This is a genomic window from Rhizobium sp. FG96 (genome assembly GCF_057808655.1).
The window spans coordinates 536,361-555,341 of sequence record NZ_JBMDIL010000001.1; the positions used below are offsets into that span (position 1 = coordinate 536,361).

19 protein-coding genes are annotated in these 18,981 nt (G+C 62.4%); 8 read left to right on the forward strand and 11 right to left on the reverse strand.

What is annotated here, in order from left to right; all coding sequences use genetic code 11:
- The first annotated feature begins 44 nt into the window (after positions 1 to 44).
- Together ACODR6_RS02760 and rnhB are read left to right on the forward strand one after the other, a co-directional pair.
- Entirely contained in the window at positions 45 to 1,202 is a 1,158-nt protein-coding gene (locus tag ACODR6_RS02760; RefSeq protein WP_489020582.1) for a PA0069 family radical SAM protein, read from the forward strand.
- A gap of 213 nt (positions 1,203 to 1,415) precedes the next feature.
- Positions 1,416 to 2,105 (forward strand): ribonuclease HII, encoded by a 690-nt coding sequence (gene rnhB, locus ACODR6_RS02765; protein WP_489020584.1) that lies wholly within the window; start codon positions 1,416 to 1,418, stop codon positions 2,103 to 2,105.
- A gap of 642 nt (positions 2,106 to 2,747) precedes the next feature.
- On the opposite strand, the gene ACODR6_RS02770 is transcribed toward rnhB, so the two are convergent.
- From ACODR6_RS02770 to apbC, 9 genes are all read right to left on the reverse strand, one after another.
- On the reverse strand, positions 2,748 to 3,233 hold the full coding sequence (locus tag ACODR6_RS02770) for a F0F1 ATP synthase subunit B (RefSeq protein ID WP_112719112.1): 486 nt from the start codon (positions 3,231 to 3,233) through the stop codon (positions 2,748 to 2,750).
- A 3-nt stretch (positions 3,234 to 3,236) separates the two neighbouring features.
- Positions 3,237 to 3,878 (reverse strand): F0F1 ATP synthase subunit B, encoded by a 642-nt coding sequence (locus tag ACODR6_RS02775; RefSeq protein ID WP_112719113.1) that lies wholly within the window; start codon positions 3,876 to 3,878, stop codon positions 3,237 to 3,239.
- A gap of 78 nt (positions 3,879 to 3,956) precedes the next feature.
- A complete protein-coding gene (locus ACODR6_RS02780; RefSeq protein WP_003588243.1) occupies positions 3,957 to 4,184 on the reverse strand; it encodes a F0F1 ATP synthase subunit C in 228 nt (75 codons plus the stop codon).
- A 67-nt stretch (positions 4,185 to 4,251) separates the two neighbouring features.
- Positions 4,252 to 5,004 carry a F0F1 ATP synthase subunit A gene (locus tag ACODR6_RS02785; RefSeq protein WP_112719114.1) on the reverse strand — a complete coding sequence of 251 codons (753 nt, stop codon included), beginning with the start codon at positions 5,002 to 5,004 and terminating at the stop codon, positions 4,252 to 4,254.
- Between the two features lie 72 nt (positions 5,005 to 5,076).
- Positions 5,077 to 5,418 (reverse strand): AtpZ/AtpI family protein, encoded by a 342-nt coding sequence (locus tag ACODR6_RS02790; protein ID WP_112719115.1) that lies wholly within the window; start codon positions 5,416 to 5,418, stop codon positions 5,077 to 5,079.
- Positions 5,419 to 5,694: 276 nt separating this feature from the next.
- Positions 5,695 to 6,876: a cell wall hydrolase gene (locus ACODR6_RS02795; protein ID WP_489020587.1), complete on the reverse strand. Its 1,182-nt coding sequence runs from the start codon at positions 6,874 to 6,876 to the stop codon at positions 5,695 to 5,697.
- A gap of 171 nt (positions 6,877 to 7,047) precedes the next feature.
- Positions 7,048 to 8,946, reverse strand: a complete 1,899-nt coding sequence (locus ACODR6_RS02800; protein WP_203429296.1) for a potassium transporter Kup — start codon at positions 8,944 to 8,946, stop codon at positions 7,048 to 7,050.
- A 19-nt stretch (positions 8,947 to 8,965) separates the two neighbouring features.
- On the reverse strand, positions 8,966 to 9,943 hold the full coding sequence (locus tag ACODR6_RS02805; protein ID WP_203429297.1) for a magnesium transporter CorA family protein: 978 nt from the start codon (positions 9,941 to 9,943) through the stop codon (positions 8,966 to 8,968).
- A gap of 417 nt (positions 9,944 to 10,360) precedes the next feature.
- Positions 10,361 to 11,530 (reverse strand): iron-sulfur cluster carrier protein ApbC, encoded by a 1,170-nt coding sequence (apbC, locus tag ACODR6_RS02810; protein ID WP_489020589.1) that lies wholly within the window; start codon positions 11,528 to 11,530, stop codon positions 10,361 to 10,363.
- Between the two features lie 477 nt (positions 11,531 to 12,007).
- On the opposite strand from apbC, the gene ACODR6_RS02815 reads away from it, so the two are divergent.
- Entirely contained in the window at positions 12,008 to 12,982 is a 975-nt protein-coding gene (locus tag ACODR6_RS02815; protein ID WP_489020591.1) for a small ribosomal subunit Rsm22 family protein, read from the forward strand.
- A 45-nt stretch (positions 12,983 to 13,027) separates the two neighbouring features.
- On the opposite strand, the gene ACODR6_RS02820 is transcribed toward ACODR6_RS02815, so the two are convergent.
- Positions 13,028 to 13,756: a helix-turn-helix transcriptional regulator gene (locus tag ACODR6_RS02820; RefSeq protein WP_112719121.1), complete on the reverse strand. Its 729-nt coding sequence runs from the start codon at positions 13,754 to 13,756 to the stop codon at positions 13,028 to 13,030.
- Between the two features lie 227 nt (positions 13,757 to 13,983).
- Complete coding sequence (locus ACODR6_RS02825; RefSeq protein WP_489020593.1) at positions 13,984 to 14,778, reverse strand: IclR family transcriptional regulator; 795 nt, start codon at positions 14,776 to 14,778, stop codon at positions 13,984 to 13,986.
- A gap of 111 nt (positions 14,779 to 14,889) precedes the next feature.
- Here ACODR6_RS02825 and ACODR6_RS02830 point away from each other — a divergent pair, with 111 nt between their 5' ends.
- The 5 genes from ACODR6_RS02830 (at position 14,890) to ACODR6_RS02850 (ending at position 18,980) form a co-directional block, all read left to right on the forward strand.
- Positions 14,890 to 15,660: an SDR family NAD(P)-dependent oxidoreductase gene (locus tag ACODR6_RS02830; RefSeq protein WP_199626506.1), complete on the forward strand. Its 771-nt coding sequence runs from the start codon at positions 14,890 to 14,892 to the stop codon at positions 15,658 to 15,660.
- Positions 15,660 to 16,577: a 2-dehydro-3-deoxygalactonokinase gene (locus tag ACODR6_RS02835; protein ID WP_112719124.1), complete on the forward strand. Its 918-nt coding sequence runs from the start codon at positions 15,660 to 15,662 to the stop codon at positions 16,575 to 16,577. The genes ACODR6_RS02830 and ACODR6_RS02835 overlap by 1 nt, the downstream gene beginning before the upstream one ends.
- Positions 16,578 to 16,590: 13 nt before the next feature.
- Positions 16,591 to 17,223, forward strand: a complete 633-nt coding sequence (locus ACODR6_RS02840; protein ID WP_489020595.1) for a 2-dehydro-3-deoxy-6-phosphogalactonate aldolase — start codon at positions 16,591 to 16,593, stop codon at positions 17,221 to 17,223.
- 5 nt (positions 17,224 to 17,228) lie between these two features.
- The gene (locus ACODR6_RS02845; protein WP_413709048.1) at positions 17,229 to 18,119 is read left to right on the forward strand and encodes an SMP-30/gluconolactonase/LRE family protein; all 891 of its coding nucleotides are present in this window, start codon (positions 17,229 to 17,231) and stop codon (positions 18,117 to 18,119) included.
- A 243-nt stretch (positions 18,120 to 18,362) separates the two neighbouring features.
- Positions 18,363 to 18,980 (forward strand): PRC-barrel domain-containing protein, encoded by a 618-nt coding sequence (locus ACODR6_RS02850; RefSeq protein ID WP_199626503.1) that lies wholly within the window; start codon positions 18,363 to 18,365, stop codon positions 18,978 to 18,980.
- Position 18,981: the final 1 nt, after the last annotated feature.

Here is an 18,981-nt window from a genome sequence, read left to right on the forward strand (position 1 = left end):
ATCAAGAACGGGCGAAGGCAACGCCTCCGCTGCGGGAGAATCCGATGAACGAACAGTCCCTTGCAGGGCAGGCCGCATTCGCGCCTGCCAACACGGCAGATATTGCCGAAGCGCTGATCGCCCAATCCGGCCTGCGGGTGGATGGCGAGCGCCGCCGCGGACGTGGCGCCGGGCTCAATCCGAGCGGCAGGTTCGAGCCGCAGAGCCGCGAGACGTTCGACGACGGCTGGCAGACGCTGGAAGAGCTGCCGCCGTTCAAGACCGAAGTGCAGATCGAGAAGCCGCGCACGGCGATCACCCGCAACGAGTCGCCCGACATTCCCTTCGACCGCTCGATCAATCCCTATCGCGGCTGCGAGCATGGCTGCATCTATTGCTTCGCGCGGCCGAGCCACGCCTATATGGGGCTGTCGGCCGGGCTCGATTTCGAGGCGAAGCTGTTTGCCAAGCCCGATGCCGCCAAGCTCCTGGAGCGCGAGCTTGCCAAGCCCGGCTACAAGCCGCGGGTGATCGCCATCGGCACCAATACCGATCCCTACCAGCCGATCGAGAAGGAATGGCGCATCATGCGGCAGATCCTCGAAGTGCTGAACAAGGCGAACCACCCGGTTTCGATCGTCACCAAGTCGGCGATGATCATGCGCGACATCGACATCCTCAAGGATATGGCCGCCAAGGGACTGGTGCGCGCCTCGCTTTCGGTGACGACACTCGACCGCAAGCTCGCCCGCACCATGGAGCCGCGCGCCTCGACCCCGCCGCGGCGGCTGGAGGCAGTCCATGCGCTGAGTGAAGCCGGCATCCCGACCTCGGTGATGGCGGCACCCGTCATACCGGCGCTGAACGACCACGAGCTGGAGCGCATTCTGGAGGCTTCGCATGCCGCCGGCGCGCGCGAGGCGGGTTATGTGCTGCTGCGGCTGCCGCTGGAAGTGTCGCCGCTGTTCCGCGACTGGCTGCTGCAGCATTACCCGGACCGCTACCGGCATGTCATGTCGCTGGTGCGCTCGATGCGCGGCGGCAAGGATTATGATGCCGAGTTCGGCAAGCGGATGAAGGGTGCGGGGCCCTATGCCTGGCAGATCGCCCGCCGCTTCGAGATGGCCACCAAGCGGCTCGGCATGGTCAGACGCAGCATGCCGCTGCGCGACGATCTCTTCGTGCCGCCGGATGGCAGCGGCGTGCAGCTGTCGCTGCTTTGAAGACTTCGCGCCCGCTGGCACGGGCGCGTGAGGAGCGTTTCGACCGGCCGGCGGGTATGCCGCCGGCAATGACGCAATACCCGCAGGCTGCCGCCGCCCTGGCTGCCTGCACACCGCGGATGGGTCCCCTGCCCCTTCGCGGCCCTAGCCCCCGGCCGCCGCCCTGTTCCGGGGGCTTGCAGGAAATCGGGTTAGCGTGCGAGGTTCAGCCGCATGAAACGTCGCACGCCACCCGATTCTCCTCTGCTTTTCGAAGACGCGCCGCTCACTCCGGATTTCAAGCTGGAACTGAAGGCCCGCAAGGCCGGTCACTGGCCGGTTGCCGGTGCCGATGAAGCCGGACGCGGGCCGCTCGCAGGCCCTGTCGTTGCCGCAGCCGTCATTCTCGACCCGAAGCGCATCCCAGAGGGGCTGAACGATTCCAAGCAGCTGTCGGCCGCCAAGCGCGAGGAGCTGTTCGTGCAGATCCTGGCAACGGCAACGGTCTCCATCGCCTCCTCCAGTGCCACCCGCATCGACGATACCGATATCCGCAAGGCGAGCCTCGACGCCATGCGCCGCGCCATCTGCGGCCTCTCCATTCCGGCGGCCTATGTGCTGACCGACGGCCTCGACGTGCCCCAGGGGCTCGACTGCCCCGGCCACGCGGTGGTCAAGGGCGACGCCCGCTCCGTCTCCATCGCCGCCGCCTCGATCGTCGCCAAGGTCACCCGCGACCGGATGATGACCCGCGCCCACCTCGTCTTCCCCAACTACGGCTTCGCCGCCCACGCCGGCTACGGCACGGCGCAGCACCGTGCGGGGATTGAGGCGCACGGCCCCTGCCCGCTGCACCGGATGACGTTTCGGCCGTTGCGGAAGGATGGCGTGGTTGCGGTGACGGAGGAGATGTTGCGGGATTAAGGGGTAGGGTGGTTCCGCTTCTGCCGTTGCGCGCGGAGCCCCCTCATCCGCCCTTCGGGCACCTTCTCCCCGCTGGGGAGAAGGGGAAAGCCGCAGCGTCTCGACTCGTCCTCCGACCCTTGGCTTATAAAGGGGGCGAGCAGCCTTCTCTTCCCTCCCTTCTCCCCTCGGGGAGAAGGTGCCCGAAGGGCGGATGAGGGGGCCGCAGTCACCAGCCTTTGATATCCCATGCGTTCCCTACGGACCGACCGTAAACGCGGCCCCACGTGCCACCTCGCTCCGCGGCCACCAACTTCTCCTCCCTCATTCCTGTGCCCTTAGGGCTACGCCCACGGGATGTCATAGGAATCCAGTGCGCCCCAGTCCTGGGGCGCGAGAGACTCATTGGTGCGCTGGAAGTCGTCTCGTGTCATTCACGGCGCAGACGTGCCGTGGCTGGATTCCTGTGACAAGCACAGGAATGAGGGAGGTTGGGGAGGTCTCGGTGATCCGATTGACGGCCTGCGTTGGCTGCGCGGCATGAGGGGACCCTCCCACGGTGAACAACTGTCGCAGCAGATTGCGAGGCTGCTATAGCCGCCACACCCCAAAAACAAAAAGCCCCGCGCAATGGCGGGGCTTTTCAAACTCAATGTCCGAACCTCAGTTCAGGCGCGTCTTCACTTCGCCGACGGCGGCCTTGAAGAGGTCGGTCTGGACCTTGGCGTCCGCTTTCTTGGCGAGAACGGCTTCGGCTGCAGAGATCGCGAGGTCGACGGCGGCCGAACGGACGGCCTTCATCGCATCGGCTTCCGCCTGCTTGATCTTCTGCTCGGAAAGCGCAGTGCGGTTGGCAACGAACTCTTCCGTCTTCTTCTTGGCTTCGGCGGTCAGCATGTCTGCTTCGCGCTCGGCAGCCGCGACGATGTTGGCAGCTTCGGCTTCGGCTTCCTTGCGCTTGCGCTGGTATTCGGCCAGCAGGTGCTGGGCCTCTTCGCGCAGGCGCTTGGCTTCCGCCAGTTCGTTGCGGATCTGATCGGCGCGGTCGTCGAGCGACTTCGCCATCATGCCGGGAACCTTGAGATAGACAACCAGTCCCAGGAAGAGGAACAGGCCGATCATCGCAAAGAATGTTGCGTCAAGTGCCATCGATCAAGCCTCCTTCTTGGCGGCTGCAACGGCAGCGGCAACGTCGGTCTTGGCAGCGGTGCCGCCGATCAGCTGTTCGACGACGGCGGTTGCCGTTTCTTCAGCGATCGTGCCGACGTCTGCAAATGCCTTCGCCTTGATGTCGGCGATGCGGCCTTCGGCGGCCTTCAGCTTTTCAGCAAGGCTGGCTTCGACAGCGCGGCGATCGGCTTCGGCCTTGACCTTGGCGGCGTCACGAGCGGCAGAGCCGATCTGATTGGCCTTGGCGCGGGCTGCGGCGAGTTCGCCTTCATAGGTTGCGACTGCGGCGTCGGCTTCGGACTTGAGGCGGGCTGCCTCGTCCAGGTCCTGAGCGAGCCGGTTATGGCGCTGCTCGAGGATGCCGCCGATGCGCGGTGCGATGACCTTTTGCATGAGCACGAAGAAAACAGCGAACGTAATCACCAGCCAGAGAAGCTGGGATGCGTAGGTCGACGAATCGAACGGCGGGAAAACGCCGCCATGATGCTCGCCACCGGCAACGCCGGTTTCGGTATGGACCTCGCCAGCAGCCGGGGCGGCGTGCGGATCCGTACCAGTGGCTGCACCCGTTTCTGCCGTTCCCGCCGGAGCCTCTTCAGCATAGGCCGGGGTCACAAAAAACATGCTCACCTCCAGGTGTACTGCAAATGCAAAGGATCACGGCTTGCGGTCTGCAGGCCGTGATCCCTCAATCCACCGAAATTAAACGGCGAAGAGCAGGAGGAGAGCGACGAGCAGCGAGAAGATGCCCAGAGCTTCCGTAACGGCGAAGCCGAAAACCAGACGGCCGAACTGGCTGTCAGCGGCAGACGGGTTGCGCAGAGCGCCGGACAGGTAGCTGCCGAAGATGTTGCCGAGGCCGAGAGCCGTACCGGCCATACCAAAGCAAGCCAGACCTGCACCGATGAACTTTGCTGCTTCCGCTTCCATGTTGAACTCCTTTGAAATGGTTGTTGCGGCGAATGACTGACGCCCTTTGACGTCGATGTCGTTATCCTTAGTGCCCGCCAGGGTGGATCGCGTCGTTGAGGTACATGCAAGTCAGTACCGCGAAGACGTAAGCCTGGAGGAAGGCGACGAGGAACTCGAGACCGGTCAGGGCGACGGTCATGATGAGAGGAAGAATGGCACCGCCGATGCCGAGCGCGCCAAGGGCTCCGAGCGAGGCGACGAAGCCTGCGAACACCTTGAGCGTAATGTGACCGGCGAGCATGTTTGCGAAGAGACGAACCGAGAGCGAAATCGGACGGGACAGGAACGAAATGATTTCGATCGCCACGACCAGCGGCAGGAGAATGCCGGGAACGCCTTGCGGGACAAACACATTCAGGAAGTGGAAGCCGTGCTTATAGAAGCCGTAGACCAGAACCGTGCCGATGACGAGCAGCGCCAGGGCGAAAGTGACGATGATCTGGCTGGTGATGGTGAAGAAGTACGGGAACATGCCGAGCAGGTTTGCGGTCAGCACGAACATGAAGAGCGAGAAGACCAGCGGGAAGAACTTCATTCCCTTGGTGCCCGCGCCTTCCTTCAGCATCGAGGCGATGAATTCATAAGACATTTCAGCGACCGACTGCGAGCGGCCGGGAACGATCGCGCGGTTCGAGGTCGAGAAATACAGGAAGCCTGCGGCAACGGCAGCCGAAGCGACCATAAAGAGCGAAGCGTTGGTGAACGAGAAATCAATCCCGCCGACTTCGATCGGCACAATCTTCTGGATCAGGAACTGATGGGTCGGATCGTTAGACACCGCTTGTTCTCTCTTCTTTGGCCCGCGGGCGCGGGATCATTCATAATGAACGAGGCGCTGGCGCGCCCTGCCCTATTTGCTGCCGTTTCCGTTTCCAGGCTCCGGTTTTGCAACCTTGCCTGCGGCACGGAGAACATTCAAAACACCGGCACAAAATCCGAGAAGCAGAAGAATAATCAAACCCCAAGGCGCCGTGCCGACAAAACGGTCGAGGAGATAGCCCAGAAGCGCGCCGACAATGATAGCGGAGATGAATTCGCTCGAAAGCTTCATCGCCTGGGCATAGCCTTTACGGCTTTCCTCGGCGCGGGCCTCGCTCGCCTGTTCCTCTCTCGCCTCTACACGCTTTGCCTTGAGCTCTGCTCCCAGCTGCGTGCGGCGCCTGTCCAGACTTTCTTCCCGGTCATCCGACATGGTTCCTCCTCCTACATCCCTATCCGCAATCCCGCTACCCCGGTCCCGCGGACGTCAGAGACATGGAATATAGAACCTTTCGGCCCGTTCTGAAGTCGCGCGCAACATAGTTTTAGGGATTGGTATAGTCAAGGCATAGGGCGCCCGTGCCCGGACATAAAATAATCGTTTTATATCAGGCACTTGATCTCAATCTCGGCCGCTTGGCAAAATTCGAGCGGGAGAATCAGCTTTATAGCCGGTGGAAGCTGCAGAGAATCCACAGATTAGCGGCGCTCAACTCCAGCCGCCGCCATAGGTGCGGTAGAAGACGTGCAGACCGATGCGGCCGACCTTCTCCATGGTCTTGGCCCATTTCGGGCGGACATAGACCGCATGATAATGCGTGGCGGAGCCGACCTGCGGCAGCCAGATCTTGCCGGCCGTCACCGCCATCGCCACTTCGCGGGCCATGCGCCAGTGATATTGCGAGTTCACGCGGTCCTTGATGTTGTCGCAGGCAAAGGAGAACTGGCAGCGGTTGCGCCAGTCCTCGTTCTGATAGACGACGCCGCAGATGGTTTTCGGATAGGCCGGGTTGCGAACGCGGTTGAGGATGACCTGGGCAACGGCTGCCTGCCCCTTCACCGATTCTCCACGGGCCTCGAAATAGATGCCGGACGCGAGACATTGCTGCTCGGCGGCGGAAAATACCGTTGGCGGAAGAACGCTTGCGGCCCAGGCATGATCCTTGGCGCCGATCTGCGGCACGAAGCGGCCGTCATTGGCACCCTTGTCGGCAAGGATCGAATCGAAAGGAGACTGGCGGGAATAGTCAGGTGCTGCCGGCGCATAGGCGGTTGCCAGCACATCCGGCTTGTCGTTGTTGACGAGATCGGCAAGGAAGGTCGGCACCACGGTTTCCGGCTTGATCGGCTCCTTCTTATAGAAGGCCATGGCGATCTCGATTTCCTTGCCCTTGATCTTCGGCTTCACGAAGGCCGACTTGTCCTTGAGATTGAAGGCCGGCTGGAACAGCAGGCGGGTGCGCTGGAGAATGGAGCCGGCGGTGAAATCCTTCGGCGGCTGCATCTTCTCGACGGCGACGATGCGGCCCTTCTTCAGGCTGCGGTTGACGCGCTCTTCGTCGGTCGTGTCCTCATGCCCCTTCCCTTCGGCGACGAAGGCGACCTTGCGGCCATCGGGCAGAACCATGCCGGCACCGGCGGCAACCGTGCCCGTCACGATCGGGTCTGCGAAGGTAAGCTCGGCCTGGTGGATGGAGCCGGCCGGCGAGTTGGTCATGACCATACGCCAGTTCTCGCGGCTCTCATCGAGGCCGGCGAGCATGGCGGCGAGATCCGCATGCGAGACGATGGAAGGAAATGCGAGCCACCCGCAGATGCCGAAGATGGCGGGTGAGACCCAGTTTTTGGGCACAATACGCAGCTTGCCGAGGGAAACGCTCTTTCGACGCAACGCCAGACTCCGGGAACACGGGACGCATGAACTTTGTATCGAAAATCTCTCATTAACCTTGATGGTTGGTTAATTTGCCGTCCCAGAATCTCCCATGAGCATTTTTTCATATAGCGAAACGCAAAAAGCCCGGCGCGATGGCCGGGCTTTGAAAGATGTCTTTGCGTCGCGTCAGATGATGACGTGCGATCCGAGCTCGACCACGCGGTTGGCCGGCAGGCGGAAATAGTCCGAGGGATTGGCGGCCGCGTTGGCGAGCGCGATATAGAGACGGTCCTGCCAGTAAGGCATGCCCGACTTCGCATCCGGCACCAGCTTGCGGCGGCCGAGATAGAAGGAGGTCGACATGATGTCGAACTTCAGCCCGGTCTTGCGCAGGGTGGCCAGCGCCTGCGAGACGTTCTGGGTTTCCATGAAGCCGAACTGCAGCTCGACGCGCGAGAAGCGCTCGGAGATCGGCTCGACCTTGTAGCGGTCGATGCTCGGAACGCGCGGCTTGTTGACGGTGCGGATCGTCAGGATGACATTCTTGTCGTGCAGAACGTGATTATGCTTCAGATTGTGAAGCAGTGCAGCGGGCGCGGATTCCGGATCGCTGGTCAGGAAGATCGCGGTGCCCGGAACATGGGCCGGTGAGTGATCGCTCTTGCGCTCGATCGAGCTGACGAAGGAGGCGAGCGGAATATCGGTGTGGCGGGTCTTCTCGGTGAGAATGCCGGTGCCGCGGCGCCAGGTCCACATGATGACGATGAAGGCGCTGGCGATCAGGATCGGGATGTAACCGCCGTCGTGAATCTTGAGCAGGTTGGCGCCGAGGAAGATCAGTTCAAGCGCCAGCAGCGGCAAAAGCACGATCGAGGCAACCAGGATCGACCAGTTCCAGCGGGTGCGGACGAACTCGAAGGCCATGATGGTGGTGACGACCATCGCGCCGGTGACCGAGATGCCATAGGCCGTTGCCAGCGCATCCGAGGTCTTGAAGGTGATCACCAGGAACATGACGCCGAGGAAGAGGATGGCGTTGACCGACGGCAGGAAGATCTGCCCGGTATTGGTTTCCGAGGTGAAGAGGATTTCCATGCGCGGCAGGAAGCCAAGGTTGATCGCCTGGCGCACCAGCGAGAAGGCGCCGGTGATGACGGCCTGGCTGGCAATGATGGTGGCGCAGGTGGCGAGCACGACGCCGAAGGGCAGCGCCCATTTCGGGAACATCAGATAGAACGGATCGGACATCGCCTCCGGATTGCCGAGCACGAGCGCGCCCTGGCCGAGATAATTCAGCGTCAGCGCCGGGAAGACGAGCGCGAACCAGGCCCACTGGATCGGACGGCGGCCGAAATGGCCGAGGTCGGCGTAGAGCGCTTCGGCACCGGTGATCGTCAGGAACACGGCGCCGAGCACGACGATGCCGTAGAAGCCTTCGTTCAGCAGGAAGCTGACGGCATAGTAGGGATTGAAGGCGGCGAGAATGCCGTAGTCGTCGGAGATATGCGACAGGCCGACGACCGCCATGACGATGAACCACAGCGCGGTAATCGGACCGAAGAAGCGGGCCATGGTGCCCGTTCCGCGTGACTGGAAGGCAAAAAGGCCAACCAGGATCGCCACCGAGATCGGCACGATATAGGGCGAGGCATTCGGCGCCACGAGCTTGATACCTTCGACTGCCGACAGAACCGACAGTGCCGGGGTGATCATCGCGTCGCCGAGGAAGAGTGCCGCACCCGTCAGGCCGAGGGCGACGAGGATCGCCGTGTGGCCGTTGGCGGTCTTCATCAGCAAGGCGAGCAGCGACAGCGTGCCGCCTTCGCCTTCGTTGTCGGCGCGCAGCAGCAGCAGCACGTATTTGATGGTGACGATGATGGTCAGCGCCCAGATCATCAGCGAAATGAGGCTGATGACTTCAAAGCGCGTGAGACCGTCCTGGGCCACCGGCTTCAGCGCTTCGCGGAAGGCGTAAAGCGGGCTGGTACCGATATCTCCATAGACGACGCCAACGGAGCCGAGCGCAAGATAGAAGAGCTTGCGCGGCGTCATGTTGCTGTCGTGCGAATGACTTTCGTCGGACATGAAGTAACAAACAGGCTCCTCAGAGCCAGCCTTTCCAGCGGAAAAAGAAAAACGGAATGACGGCGGAGATGACCATCAGGGCCAGCGAATAGGGATAGCCCGCCGCGAAATGCAATTCCGGCATGAATTCAAAATTCATACCATAGATGGATGCGACAAGCGTCGGCGGCAAGAACACCACCGATGCGATCGAGAAGATCTTGATGATCGAGTTCTGTTCGATGTTGATCAGGCCGAGCGAAGCATCGAGCAGGAAGGTGATATTGCCGGCAATGAAGGATGCGTGCTCGTTCAGCGACTGGATATCGCGGGACACGGTGCGGCAGAGTTCCTTGGTGGCCTGGTCCTGCTGCACGGCCGGCAGCGCATAGAAGAAGCTCGACAGACGCGACAGCGACGCGAGGCTGTCGCGCACCTTGCTGACCAGCCGGTGATGGGCGGCGATGTCGCGGAGCTTCTCTTCCAGATAGTTCGACGGCTTGCGGACCTTCTTGGCGCGATCGCCGAAGACATGGGTCGAGAGGATATCGATGCGGGAGACCGAAAGCTCGAGGATCTCGGCGGTGCGGTCGACGATGGTCTCAAGCAGCTTGGCAAGCAGGGAAGCGCCGTTGCGCCACTGCTCGGGCACGCGGTGCAGGGCGGCGATGAACAGCTTGAAGGATTTCGGGTGGGCGTAACGGATGGTGATCAGCTTGTTGCCGGCCAGGATGAAGGCGACATCGGTCAGTGTCGGAGAGGATGTATCGGCCTGCCAGACGAGCGAGGCGGTCATGAACACGGCGTCGTCCTCGGTATAGAGACGGGCCGACGGTTCGATATCCTTGAGGTCGTCGCGGGTCGGCACTTCGATGCCGATCACTTTTTCGACGTAGAGCTCTTCCTCGCGCGTCGGCTCGACCATGTCGATCCAGACGACGTCATCCGGAAATGCGGCGGTCTGCGACAGATCGCCAATCTCGACGGATTTGCAATTGGAGCAATAGGCGGTGATCAACGGGCCGGTCTCCAGCCGCGTTCGCGCCTTGCCATGATCGCCATCATCGCACGCCCTTCCATTACGCGGCCGCCGATATGGCAGCGCCTGCCCTGTAGCCTAACGGAAACGGATAAAAAAAGTTCATACCACTCCGGCTGCGTCCGGCCATTTGCCGGATGCGCATTGTGCTCAACCGCATCGCAGTCACCAATCCTTCAACCGACAAGTCAACTCCGAACATGCAGGCTGGCCGGGAACCCTGGGGCAAAAGGCGGCCGTCATCGAGCATCTGCAGAAGCCGCCCTCATGGCGACGGCGGGGCATATGACGGAAAGCGGTGAAATAATCAAGACGTGTTACGTGAACTGCGCGGTTTCACCACATTTCCCCCGCAATTTGGGGTATGCGGCGCGTGCTCACGAAACCGCGTCTGTCTTATTCGAAGACAATGGCCGGGGCAGCGCGCTGCGGCTGGCCGCCGACTTCCGCCCAGACCTTCGCAGCGATCTCCTTATAGATACCGGCGACGATGCCGTTCGGCTCGGAGGCGACGAGCGGGGTGCCGGCATCCGAGGTTTCGCGGATGTTCATGGTCAGCGGCACTTCGCCGAGGAAGGGCACGCCGATGCGCTCGGCTTCCTTGCGGGCGCCGCCATGACCGAAGATGTCGTAGCGGGTGCCGGTATCGGGAGCGATGAAGTAGCTCATGTTCTCGACGATGCCGAGAACAGGGACTTCCACCTTGCGGAACATGTTGAGGCCCTTGCGGGCGTCGATCAGCGCGAGGTCCTGAGGCGTCGAGACGATGACGGCGCCGGCGAGCGGCACCTGCTGGGCCATGGTCAGCTGCGCGTCGCCGGTGCCGGGCGGCATGTCGACGACGAGAACATCAAGATCGCCCCAGGCGACTTCGCGCAGCATCTGCATCAGTGCCGACTGGACCATCGGGCCACGCCAGATCATCGCGGTCTCCTCATCGACGAGGAAGCCCATCGACATGACCTTCAGGCCGTAATTTTCCATCGGGTTGATGATGCGGCCATCGATCTGCGTCGGGCGGCCGGAGATCTTCAGGAGGCGCGGCATGGACGGGCCGTAGATATCGGCGTCGAGGATGCCGACCTTCAGGCCGTTGGCGAGAAGGCCGAGCGCCAGATTGACGGCGGTGGTCGACTTGCCGACGCCGCCCTTGCCGGAGGCGACGGCGATGATCGCGCCGATGCCGGGAACGCCGATCTTGCCGGAGCGCGGCTGCTGGGCCTGCGGGGCGTGCGAATGGGAATGGCCGTGGTGATCGTGGCCGGCATGCGATGCGGCGGACGGACGGGCGGCGGGAGCAGATGCCGAGGCAGCCTTCTTGTCCGCCGTCAGCGCCACCAGCGCGCCCTTGACGCCCGGCATTTCCTTGATGACGCGCTCGGCGGCCTGGCGCAGCGGCTCAAGCTCCTTTGCCCGTTCGGCAGGCACGGTGATCGAGAAATAGACCTTGCCGTCGGAGATGAAGACATCCGACACCATGCCGAGCTCGACAATATTATGTTCGAGATCGGGACCGCGCACGGTCTTCAGCGTTTCGAGAACCTGTTCCTTGGTGACCTCAGTCATGCATTCCTCACGCGTATCTTTGTGACACGTAGATAGTGGAGGGCTGCGCCTTCGCCAAACGAAATCATCATTGAGGGAAACGGAAATCGCGCAATCGAATTCCGTTGCGGCCATCTGGTCCGCCAGGCTTTCGCCTAGATGGCCGCAACGGTCTCCCCGAAAACCAAAGCGATCAGACCCACCTAGCGCAATGGCCCAAAATGACCAGAGCCTAAAGCACACTAATAATTGTGGGGCGGCGATGATCCCGAACCTGCCGTCACAAAAAAGCAACAGCCGCCGCCAGCGACCGGATGCATGAGGAAACGCATCGACAATGCTGGACGGCGGCTGGCCGAAACGGCGCCGTTTTTGGCGCTCTTTTCAAAGTCCCCTCTGGACCTCTGCCAAATAAGAAGCAAGGTGCATGCCAAGTGCCGCGCTTGGCTTTGCCGGTACACGGCTGTATGGCCAGCGGAACCGAAACGGACGACGACGATGGAACTGCCGAGACAATTGCGCGAACGGGTGGAAGCGATGCTGGAGGGCCAGCCGCTGGATGCGCTGAAGCGCGCATCAGCGCGGCTTTCGAGCCGCTACCGGCAGGAGCTGCGCGACGGCAGCTTCCATATCAGCGACCAGCTGGCGGCGCAGGCCTATCTCGCCGCACGGTTGCCCGCCACCTATGCGGCGATCCGCGCGGCGATGGAGATGATCGCCGAGGTGCGGCCCGGCTTCGAACCCCGCCAGCTCATCGATGTCGGCGCCGGTCCGGGCTCGGCACTGTGGGCGGCCGCCGACTGCTGGCCCGATATCGAGCAGGCGACGATGGTCGAAGCAAGCGAGGCGATCCGGCAGACCGGGAAAAGCCTTTCCGAAGGTCTGGAAGTTGCCTCCACCTGGCTGGATGGCAATCTTATCAAGGCCTTGCCTGACATCGCGCCGGCCGATCTCGTCACCCTCGCCTATGTACTGGACGAGATCGAGCCGCATCAGATCGCCGCATCGATCGGCAAGCTGTGGGCGCTGACATCAGATACGCTGCTGATCATCGAGCCGGGGACGCCGGCGGGATGGGAGCGGATTCTGGCGGCGCGCGACGTGCTGCTGTCGAAGGGCGCGCATATTGTGGCGCCCTGCCCGCATGCCAAGGACTGTCCGATCGTGGCGCCCGACTGGTGCCACTTCTCGCGGCGCGTCGCCCGCTCGAAAATCCACCGGCTGGTGAAGGATGCGGACGTGCCTTGGGAAGACGAGAAGTATATTTTCATCGCCGCCAGCCGCGTCCCCTCGCCTCTGCCGGAGGCACGCGTCATTGCGCCGCCGCAGGGTTCGGGCAGCGTCATCCGGCTGAAGCTCTGCCGCGAGGATGGCAGCGCGGCCGAACAGATTTATTCGAAGAGAGACGGCGCCGCCTTCAAATGGGCCCGCCGTGCGGATTGGGGCGATGCCCGGGAAAAGGACAGCGGCTGATCCGGCTGCCCATCTTTGAGACGCGCTGCCGATTTTTTCGGCAGCTTACTTGATCAGGCCGATGCGTAGCGCCTTGGCGACGGCCTGGGTGCGGTTGACCGTATCGAGCTTCTTGGTTGCCCGGTTCAGATAGTGGTTCACCGTATGCTCGGAGAGACCGAGGATATCGGCGATTTCGGCGCTGGTCTTGCCGGCGGCCGTCCAGTTGAGGCAATCGACTTCGCGATCGGTCAGCGTATCGGTCAGCCGGTTGTCGAGATTGCGGATCTCGGCCAGCCGGTCGAAGACGTGGATGGCGATATAGGAGAGATTGCGCATCTCTTCCGGCGTGTAGGGCTCGCGATCTCCGGCAAAGGAGACGGCGCCGCGCAGGCCCGACGGCTCGTGCGTCGGGAAATAGGCGCAGCGCACCATGCGGAAACGCTCGAAAAGCCCGGCGACCATCGCCGACTTGCCGTCGTCACGGACCCAGCCCTTCGAGGTGTCATGGAAGAAGGGCAGAGACGAGGTGCGCAGGCGGCGCAGCACCGGGCTGTTCATCATCAGCCCTTCCTGATCGTAGAGCGACAGAAGTTCGGCCGGCCAGCTGGTAATGACAGTCGTGCTCTGCAGTTCGAAGGAGGTAATCGGCGGCAGGTTGAGGACCATGAAGGCGCGGCTGCCGAAAGCATCCGTCACGCGCTTCATGAAACGGAAGATATCGAACTGGGTCTTTAGACCCGCTATCTCCTGGACGTATTCATCCGTCTGATCGGATGCTTGAGACAAGGCCATCTATTCTTCATCTTCCCGAGCTTGCGGTTCAGATCAACTGCGCTGCTAAATTGCTAAACCTATTGAAAAAATATGGTCTCCCGGCCTTAAAATGCACGGCCGGTCGAAGCTTGTATCTCTTTTGCGAGTTATCGCAGTTGGTGTGATTCGCCACCAAATCTCAATATGGTCCTCATCATAAGCATGCTCTTCTTTTGCGTCCACCCGATGAAGCCATCACGCCCGCGTTACCGGCGCGGACCGAGACGGATGCGCATGCCTTCCATGATGCTTTCGGCCGCCGCGCGGACGGGGCCGGCCCACTCGGCAAGCCGCTCCATCGTCAGCCGGTAGGCGGGGCCGGTGATCGAGACGCCGCCCACCAGACTGTGATCGGCCGTCCAGATCGGCGCGGCGACGCAGCGAATGCCCTGTTCGTGCTCCTCCCGGTCGAAGGCGCAGCCCTCCCTGCGGATATCGGCAAGCTCGGCGAGCAGGCTTTCCGCCGAAGCCAGCGTGTGTTCGGTGAAGCGTTGGAACGGGATGGCGGCCGCAAGCGCGGCAACGGTGGCGTCTGGCAGCACAGAGAGCGCCGCCTTGCCGACGCCGGTGCAATAGACCGGCGAGGCATTGCCGATCTGCGAATACATGCGGACGGATTGCTGGCCTTCCACCTTGTCGAGATAGATGATCGAGGTGCCGCGCAGCACGCCGAGATGGACGGTCTCGCCGCTCATCGCCTGCAAGGCGCGCAGATGCGGCTCGGCGATCAGGCGGAATTCGTTCTTCGCCCAGCTGCGGGCGGCGAGATCGAGCAGGCGCAGTCCCGGCGAGTAGCGGCCGTCTCCATCGAGCTCCAGCAGCCCCTCCTCCACCAGATGACCGAGCTGGCGGTGCAGCGTGCCGCGCGGCTGGTTGGCCTGCGCTAAAATGTCCGTGAAGCGCAGCGGCCTTTCGGCATGGGTCACCAGATCGAGCAGAACCATCAGCTTGCCGAGGGTTCCGGTGTCGTTTTCGCCTTCCGTGCCTTTTCGCGGAGCCATCGATCGCCTACCGTTGTGACCGCCTGCGGTCTTGACAGAGAGGCCAGCGTAAATCGATAATTCCACATAGTCAAATTAAGTTCCAAATAATGGAACTTTGGGAGGAATGCGGTGACGGGCGTATCGGCACAGTTTCCGGAATTCAGGGATCGCACGGTTCTGGTGACCGGCGGCGGATCGGGCATCGGCGCGGCGATCGTCGAGGGCTTCGCGCGACAGGGTGCAAAAGTATCCTTCATCGATGTCGCCGAAGACGAGAGCCGCGCGCTTTCCCTGCGGCTTTCGCGCGACAGCGAGCATCCCGTGCATTTCTTCAAGGCCGATCTTCGCGACATCGAAGCGATCCGCCAGACCGTCGATGCGGTGGTGGCGCAGTCCGGGCCGATCACGGTTCTCGTCAACAATGCAGCGCGCGACGACCGGCACGATTTCGATACGGTGACGCCCGAATACTGGGACAACAACCAGGCGACCAATCTGCGCCATGTGTTCTTCACCGCCCAGGCCGTGGCGCCCTCGATGCGCGAAGCAGGCGGCGGGGCGATCATCAACATGTCGTCGATCGCCTATCTGCTGAACATGCCCGATTTTCCCGCCTATTCCACCGCCAAGGCCGCCGTGATCGGCCTGACGAAGAGCATGGCGGGCAAGCTCGGGCCGGACAATATCCGCGTCAACTGCATCCTGCCCGGCATGATCGTCACCGAGCGGCAGATGAAGCTCTGGCTCACCGAGGAAGGGATCGCCAAGACCGTCGAGCGACAGTGCCTGAAAAGGGTACTGAACGCCGATGCGATCGTCGGTCCCTGTCTATTTCTTGCATCCGACTGCGCGGCGGCAGTGACCGCGCAGTCCATGATTGTCGATGGAGGCATTTTCTGATGGCAAAACCCGCATATGTCGCGGTTGACTGGGGTACGAGCAGTTTCCGGCTCTGGCTGATCGCCGACGATGGCAGCGTGCTCGGCGAAAGCCGCGGCAGCGAGGGCATGACGGTGGCGGCGAAGACAGGCTTTGCCGAAGTGCTTGCCGCACATCTCGACAAGGTTTCGGCACCGGCCGATCTGCCGGTCATCGCCTGCGGCATGGTCGGCGCCAAGCAGGGCTGGGTCGAAGCCGGTTACACCGATGTGCCGGCATCGCTCTCGTCGATCCTGACGGGCGCCGTCTCCGTTCCCGGCCAGAGCCGCGACATCCGCATTCTTCCGGGCCTTGCCCAGCGCGACAAGGCATCTCCCGATGTCATCCGCGGCGAGGAAACCCAGCTGCTCGGCGCACTTGGCGCGGAGAGCAGCGGCGCGCAGGCGGTCTGCATGCCCGGCACGCATTCCAAGTGGGTGCATGTGCAGGACGGCGAAGTCATCGGCTTCTCGACCTTCATGACCGGCGAGCTTTTCGACGCGATCACCAAGCATACGATCCTGTCGCATGCCGTTGCCGGCGCCGACCAGTCGCCGGCCGACAACTCCGCCTTCAAGGCTTCCGTCACCGCCGCCTTCCGCCAGCCGGCGATGGCGACCAACCTGCTCTTCACCGCCCGCTCCGGCCAGCTGCTGCATGGCGTGACGCCGGCTGCGGCACAGGCGAAGATTTCGGGCACGCTGATCGGGCTCGAAATCGCCGGGGCGCTGTCGGATGCCGCCAACGATACGCCGATCGCGCTCGTTGCCTCCGGCCGCCTGCAGACGCTTTACGAAACCGCCTTCAAATCCCTGTCTCTTAAATTCACGACGATAGATGCCGATACGGCCGTTCTTCGCGGCCTCTCGGCCGCTGCTGCCGCCATCTGGTCAAAGTAAGAAAGTTAAAGCCATGAACCGCATTCCTTTCCCCTCCATGAAGCGCCCGCTGATCGCCATCCTGCGCGGCATCAAGCCGGAAGAAACCGCTGGCGTCGTCGGCGCGCTGATCGAAAACGGCCTGCAGGCGATCGAGATACCGCTGAACTCGCCGGAGCCCTTCAAGTCTATCGAGATCGCCGCGAAGATGGCGCCGGCCGACGTGCTGATCGGTGGCGGCACGGTGCTCACGGTCGAAGCGGTCGACAACATGCACAATGCCGGCGGCAGGCTGCTGGTGACGCCGAATGTCGAGCCCGACGTCATCATCCGCGCCCGCGGCTATGACATGGTATCGATGCCCGGCGTCTTCACGCCGACGGAAGCGCTTGCCGCAGCGCGCGCCGGCGCCACCGGCCTGAAGTTTTTCCCGGCAAGCGTGCTCGGCCCGTCCGGCATCAATGCGATCCGCGCCATCCTGCCGCCGGAGCTCGTCATTGCCGCCGTCGGCGGCGTTTCCGACAAGAACTTCTCCGAATACACCGATGCCGGCATCAAGGCCTTCGGCCTCGGCACCAGCATCTACAAGCCGGGAATGACTGCCGCAGAGGTTGCCGAGCGCGCCAAGGCGACCATTTTAGCCTATGACGCAGCCGTAGGAGCATAGGCATTATGACCGCTATTTATGAGTTTGAAGGCAAAACACTTTGCGACACCAATTCCGTACTTGGCGAAGGCCCGACCTATGATCCGGCGACCGATACCGTCTGGTGGTTCAATATCCTCGGCAAGGAACTGCATGAACTGACGCTGTCGAGCGGCGCGAAGAAAGTGCACGCGCTGCCGATGATGGCGAGCGTTCTGGCGCGGATCGACAGCAAGCGGCAGCTGCTCGCCACCGAAGAAGGACTGTTCGTGCGTGATCTCGCCGACGGCAAGCTCACTTTCTATGCGGCGCTCGAAAACGACATGCCGGAGAACCGCTCCAATGACGGGCGCACGCATCCGTCGGGCGCGCTGTGGATCGGCACGATGAGCAAGCGCGCCGAGAACCAGGCGGGCTCGATCTATCACGTCGCCTCCGGCGGCAAGGTCACCAAGATTTTTGCCGGGATCAGCATTCCGAACTCGATCTGCTTCTCGCCCGACGGCACGATCGGCTACTACACCGATACGCGGATCAGCCGCCTGATGCGGGTGATGGTCGATCCGCAGACCGGCCTGCCCTCCGGCGAGCCGATCGTCATGGTCGACAGCATGGAAGATCCGGGTGGCATCGACGGCTCGGTCTGCGATGCCGACGGCTATATCTGGAACGCCCGCTGGGGCGCCGGTGTCGTCGACCGCTACAGCCCGGACGGATTACGGATCGCCCGCTACAAGGTGCCGGCCGCCCAGCCCTCCTGCCCTGCCTTCATCGGCAAGGATGCGGACCGGCTGGCAGTGACGACCGCTTGGGAAGGTCTCGACGAGACGGCCCGCTCCACGCAGCCGCAGGCCGGTGCGCTTCTGGAACTCGGCGTTGCCGTCAAGGGCGTCTTCGACCCTGCCTTTGTGATCTGAAACGGGTCAGAAACGTTGACGAAGGGCACTCCCGGCGGGAGTGCCCTTTTTCTATTCCGGTGGCAGAATTCTGCAGCCGATGCGATAAATGTTCCCGAAAAATCGCGAAATTTTAGAGATTTTTGAGAGGAACCAATAGCCTACCCACCCATTTTCCCTTTCGAACCGGCACGGCAGAGACGCCCGAACAGAAGCGGCAGCCGCGCTAGAGATCACACTAGGGAACACAAAGGTAGGTTCGAAATGACACGCAAACTCCTGACGACCGTTGCTGCTGGCGCCCTGTTTGCCACGGCTTTCGCACCGGTGGCATTCTCGCAGAGTGCTCCGCAGCCCGCGACCCCGGGCGCTACCCAGTCGGCTCCGGCCGATGCGACGGCACCGAAGATGCCTGATGCGACGGCTCCGGCCGGTGACGCAGCCCAGGCTCCGGCGCCTGCAGCGTCCACTGACACTGCACAGGCCGGTGGCGGCACCTATCTCACCGAACAGGGTGCAGATCAGGTCAGCGCCAACACCTATATCGGCCAGTCGGTCTATACCGGTCAGAACGAAAGCATCGGTAACGTCACCGACCTGATCATGAAGAAGGATGGCGGCCTCGTTGCTGCCGTGGTCGGTGTCGGCGGCTTCCTTGGTATCGGCCAGAAGAACGTGGCCGTGCCGATGGAAAAAATCACCGTTGCCCAGAACACCCAGGACGGCAGCGTCAAGCTGACGACCACGGAAACGGCCGACAGCCTGAAGGCCGCGCCGGAGTTCAAGACCCTGCAGATGCAGGCAGCCGAAAAGGCTCCGGCCGCAACGGGTGGCACGATGCCGACCGACTCGACGGCAACCGGCTCGACCACCACCAAGTAAT

Coding starts and splice junctions, on each gene's coding strand:
- ACODR6_RS02845 (WP_413709048.1), top strand. CDS start 17,229: ATGACCGCTATTTATGAGTTTGAAGGCAAAACACTTTGCGACACCAAT.
- ACODR6_RS02840 (WP_489020595.1), top strand. CDS start 16,591: ATGAACCGCATTCCTTTCCCCTCCATGAAGCGCCCGCTGATCGCCATC.
- ACODR6_RS02780 (WP_003588243.1), bottom strand. CDS start 4,184: ATGGAAGCGGAAGCAGCAAAGTTCATCGGTGCAGGTCTGGCTTGCTTT.
- ACODR6_RS02850 (WP_199626503.1), top strand. CDS start 18,363: ATGACACGCAAACTCCTGACGACCGTTGCTGCTGGCGCCCTGTTTGCC.
- ACODR6_RS02800 (WP_203429296.1), bottom strand. CDS start 8,946: ATGTCCGACGAAAGTCATTCGCACGACAGCAACATGACGCCGCGCAAG.
- ACODR6_RS02820 (WP_112719121.1), bottom strand. CDS start 13,756: ATGGCCTTGTCTCAAGCATCCGATCAGACGGATGAATACGTCCAGGAG.
- ACODR6_RS02815 (WP_489020591.1), top strand. CDS start 12,008: ATGGAACTGCCGAGACAATTGCGCGAACGGGTGGAAGCGATGCTGGAG.
- rnhB (WP_489020584.1), top strand. CDS start 1,416: ATGAAACGTCGCACGCCACCCGATTCTCCTCTGCTTTTCGAAGACGCG.
- ACODR6_RS02770 (WP_112719112.1), bottom strand. CDS start 3,233: ATGGCACTTGACGCAACATTCTTTGCGATGATCGGCCTGTTCCTCTTC.
- ACODR6_RS02775 (WP_112719113.1), bottom strand. CDS start 3,878: ATGTTTTTTGTGACCCCGGCCTATGCTGAAGAGGCTCCGGCGGGAACG.
- ACODR6_RS02835 (WP_112719124.1), top strand. CDS start 15,660: ATGGCAAAACCCGCATATGTCGCGGTTGACTGGGGTACGAGCAGTTTC.
- ACODR6_RS02790 (WP_112719115.1), bottom strand. CDS start 5,418: ATGTCGGATGACCGGGAAGAAAGTCTGGACAGGCGCCGCACGCAGCTG.
- apbC (WP_489020589.1), bottom strand. CDS start 11,530: ATGACTGAGGTCACCAAGGAACAGGTTCTCGAAACGCTGAAGACCGTG.
- ACODR6_RS02825 (WP_489020593.1), bottom strand. CDS start 14,778: ATGGCTCCGCGAAAAGGCACGGAAGGCGAAAACGACACCGGAACCCTC.
- ACODR6_RS02760 (WP_489020582.1), top strand. CDS start 45: ATGAACGAACAGTCCCTTGCAGGGCAGGCCGCATTCGCGCCTGCCAAC.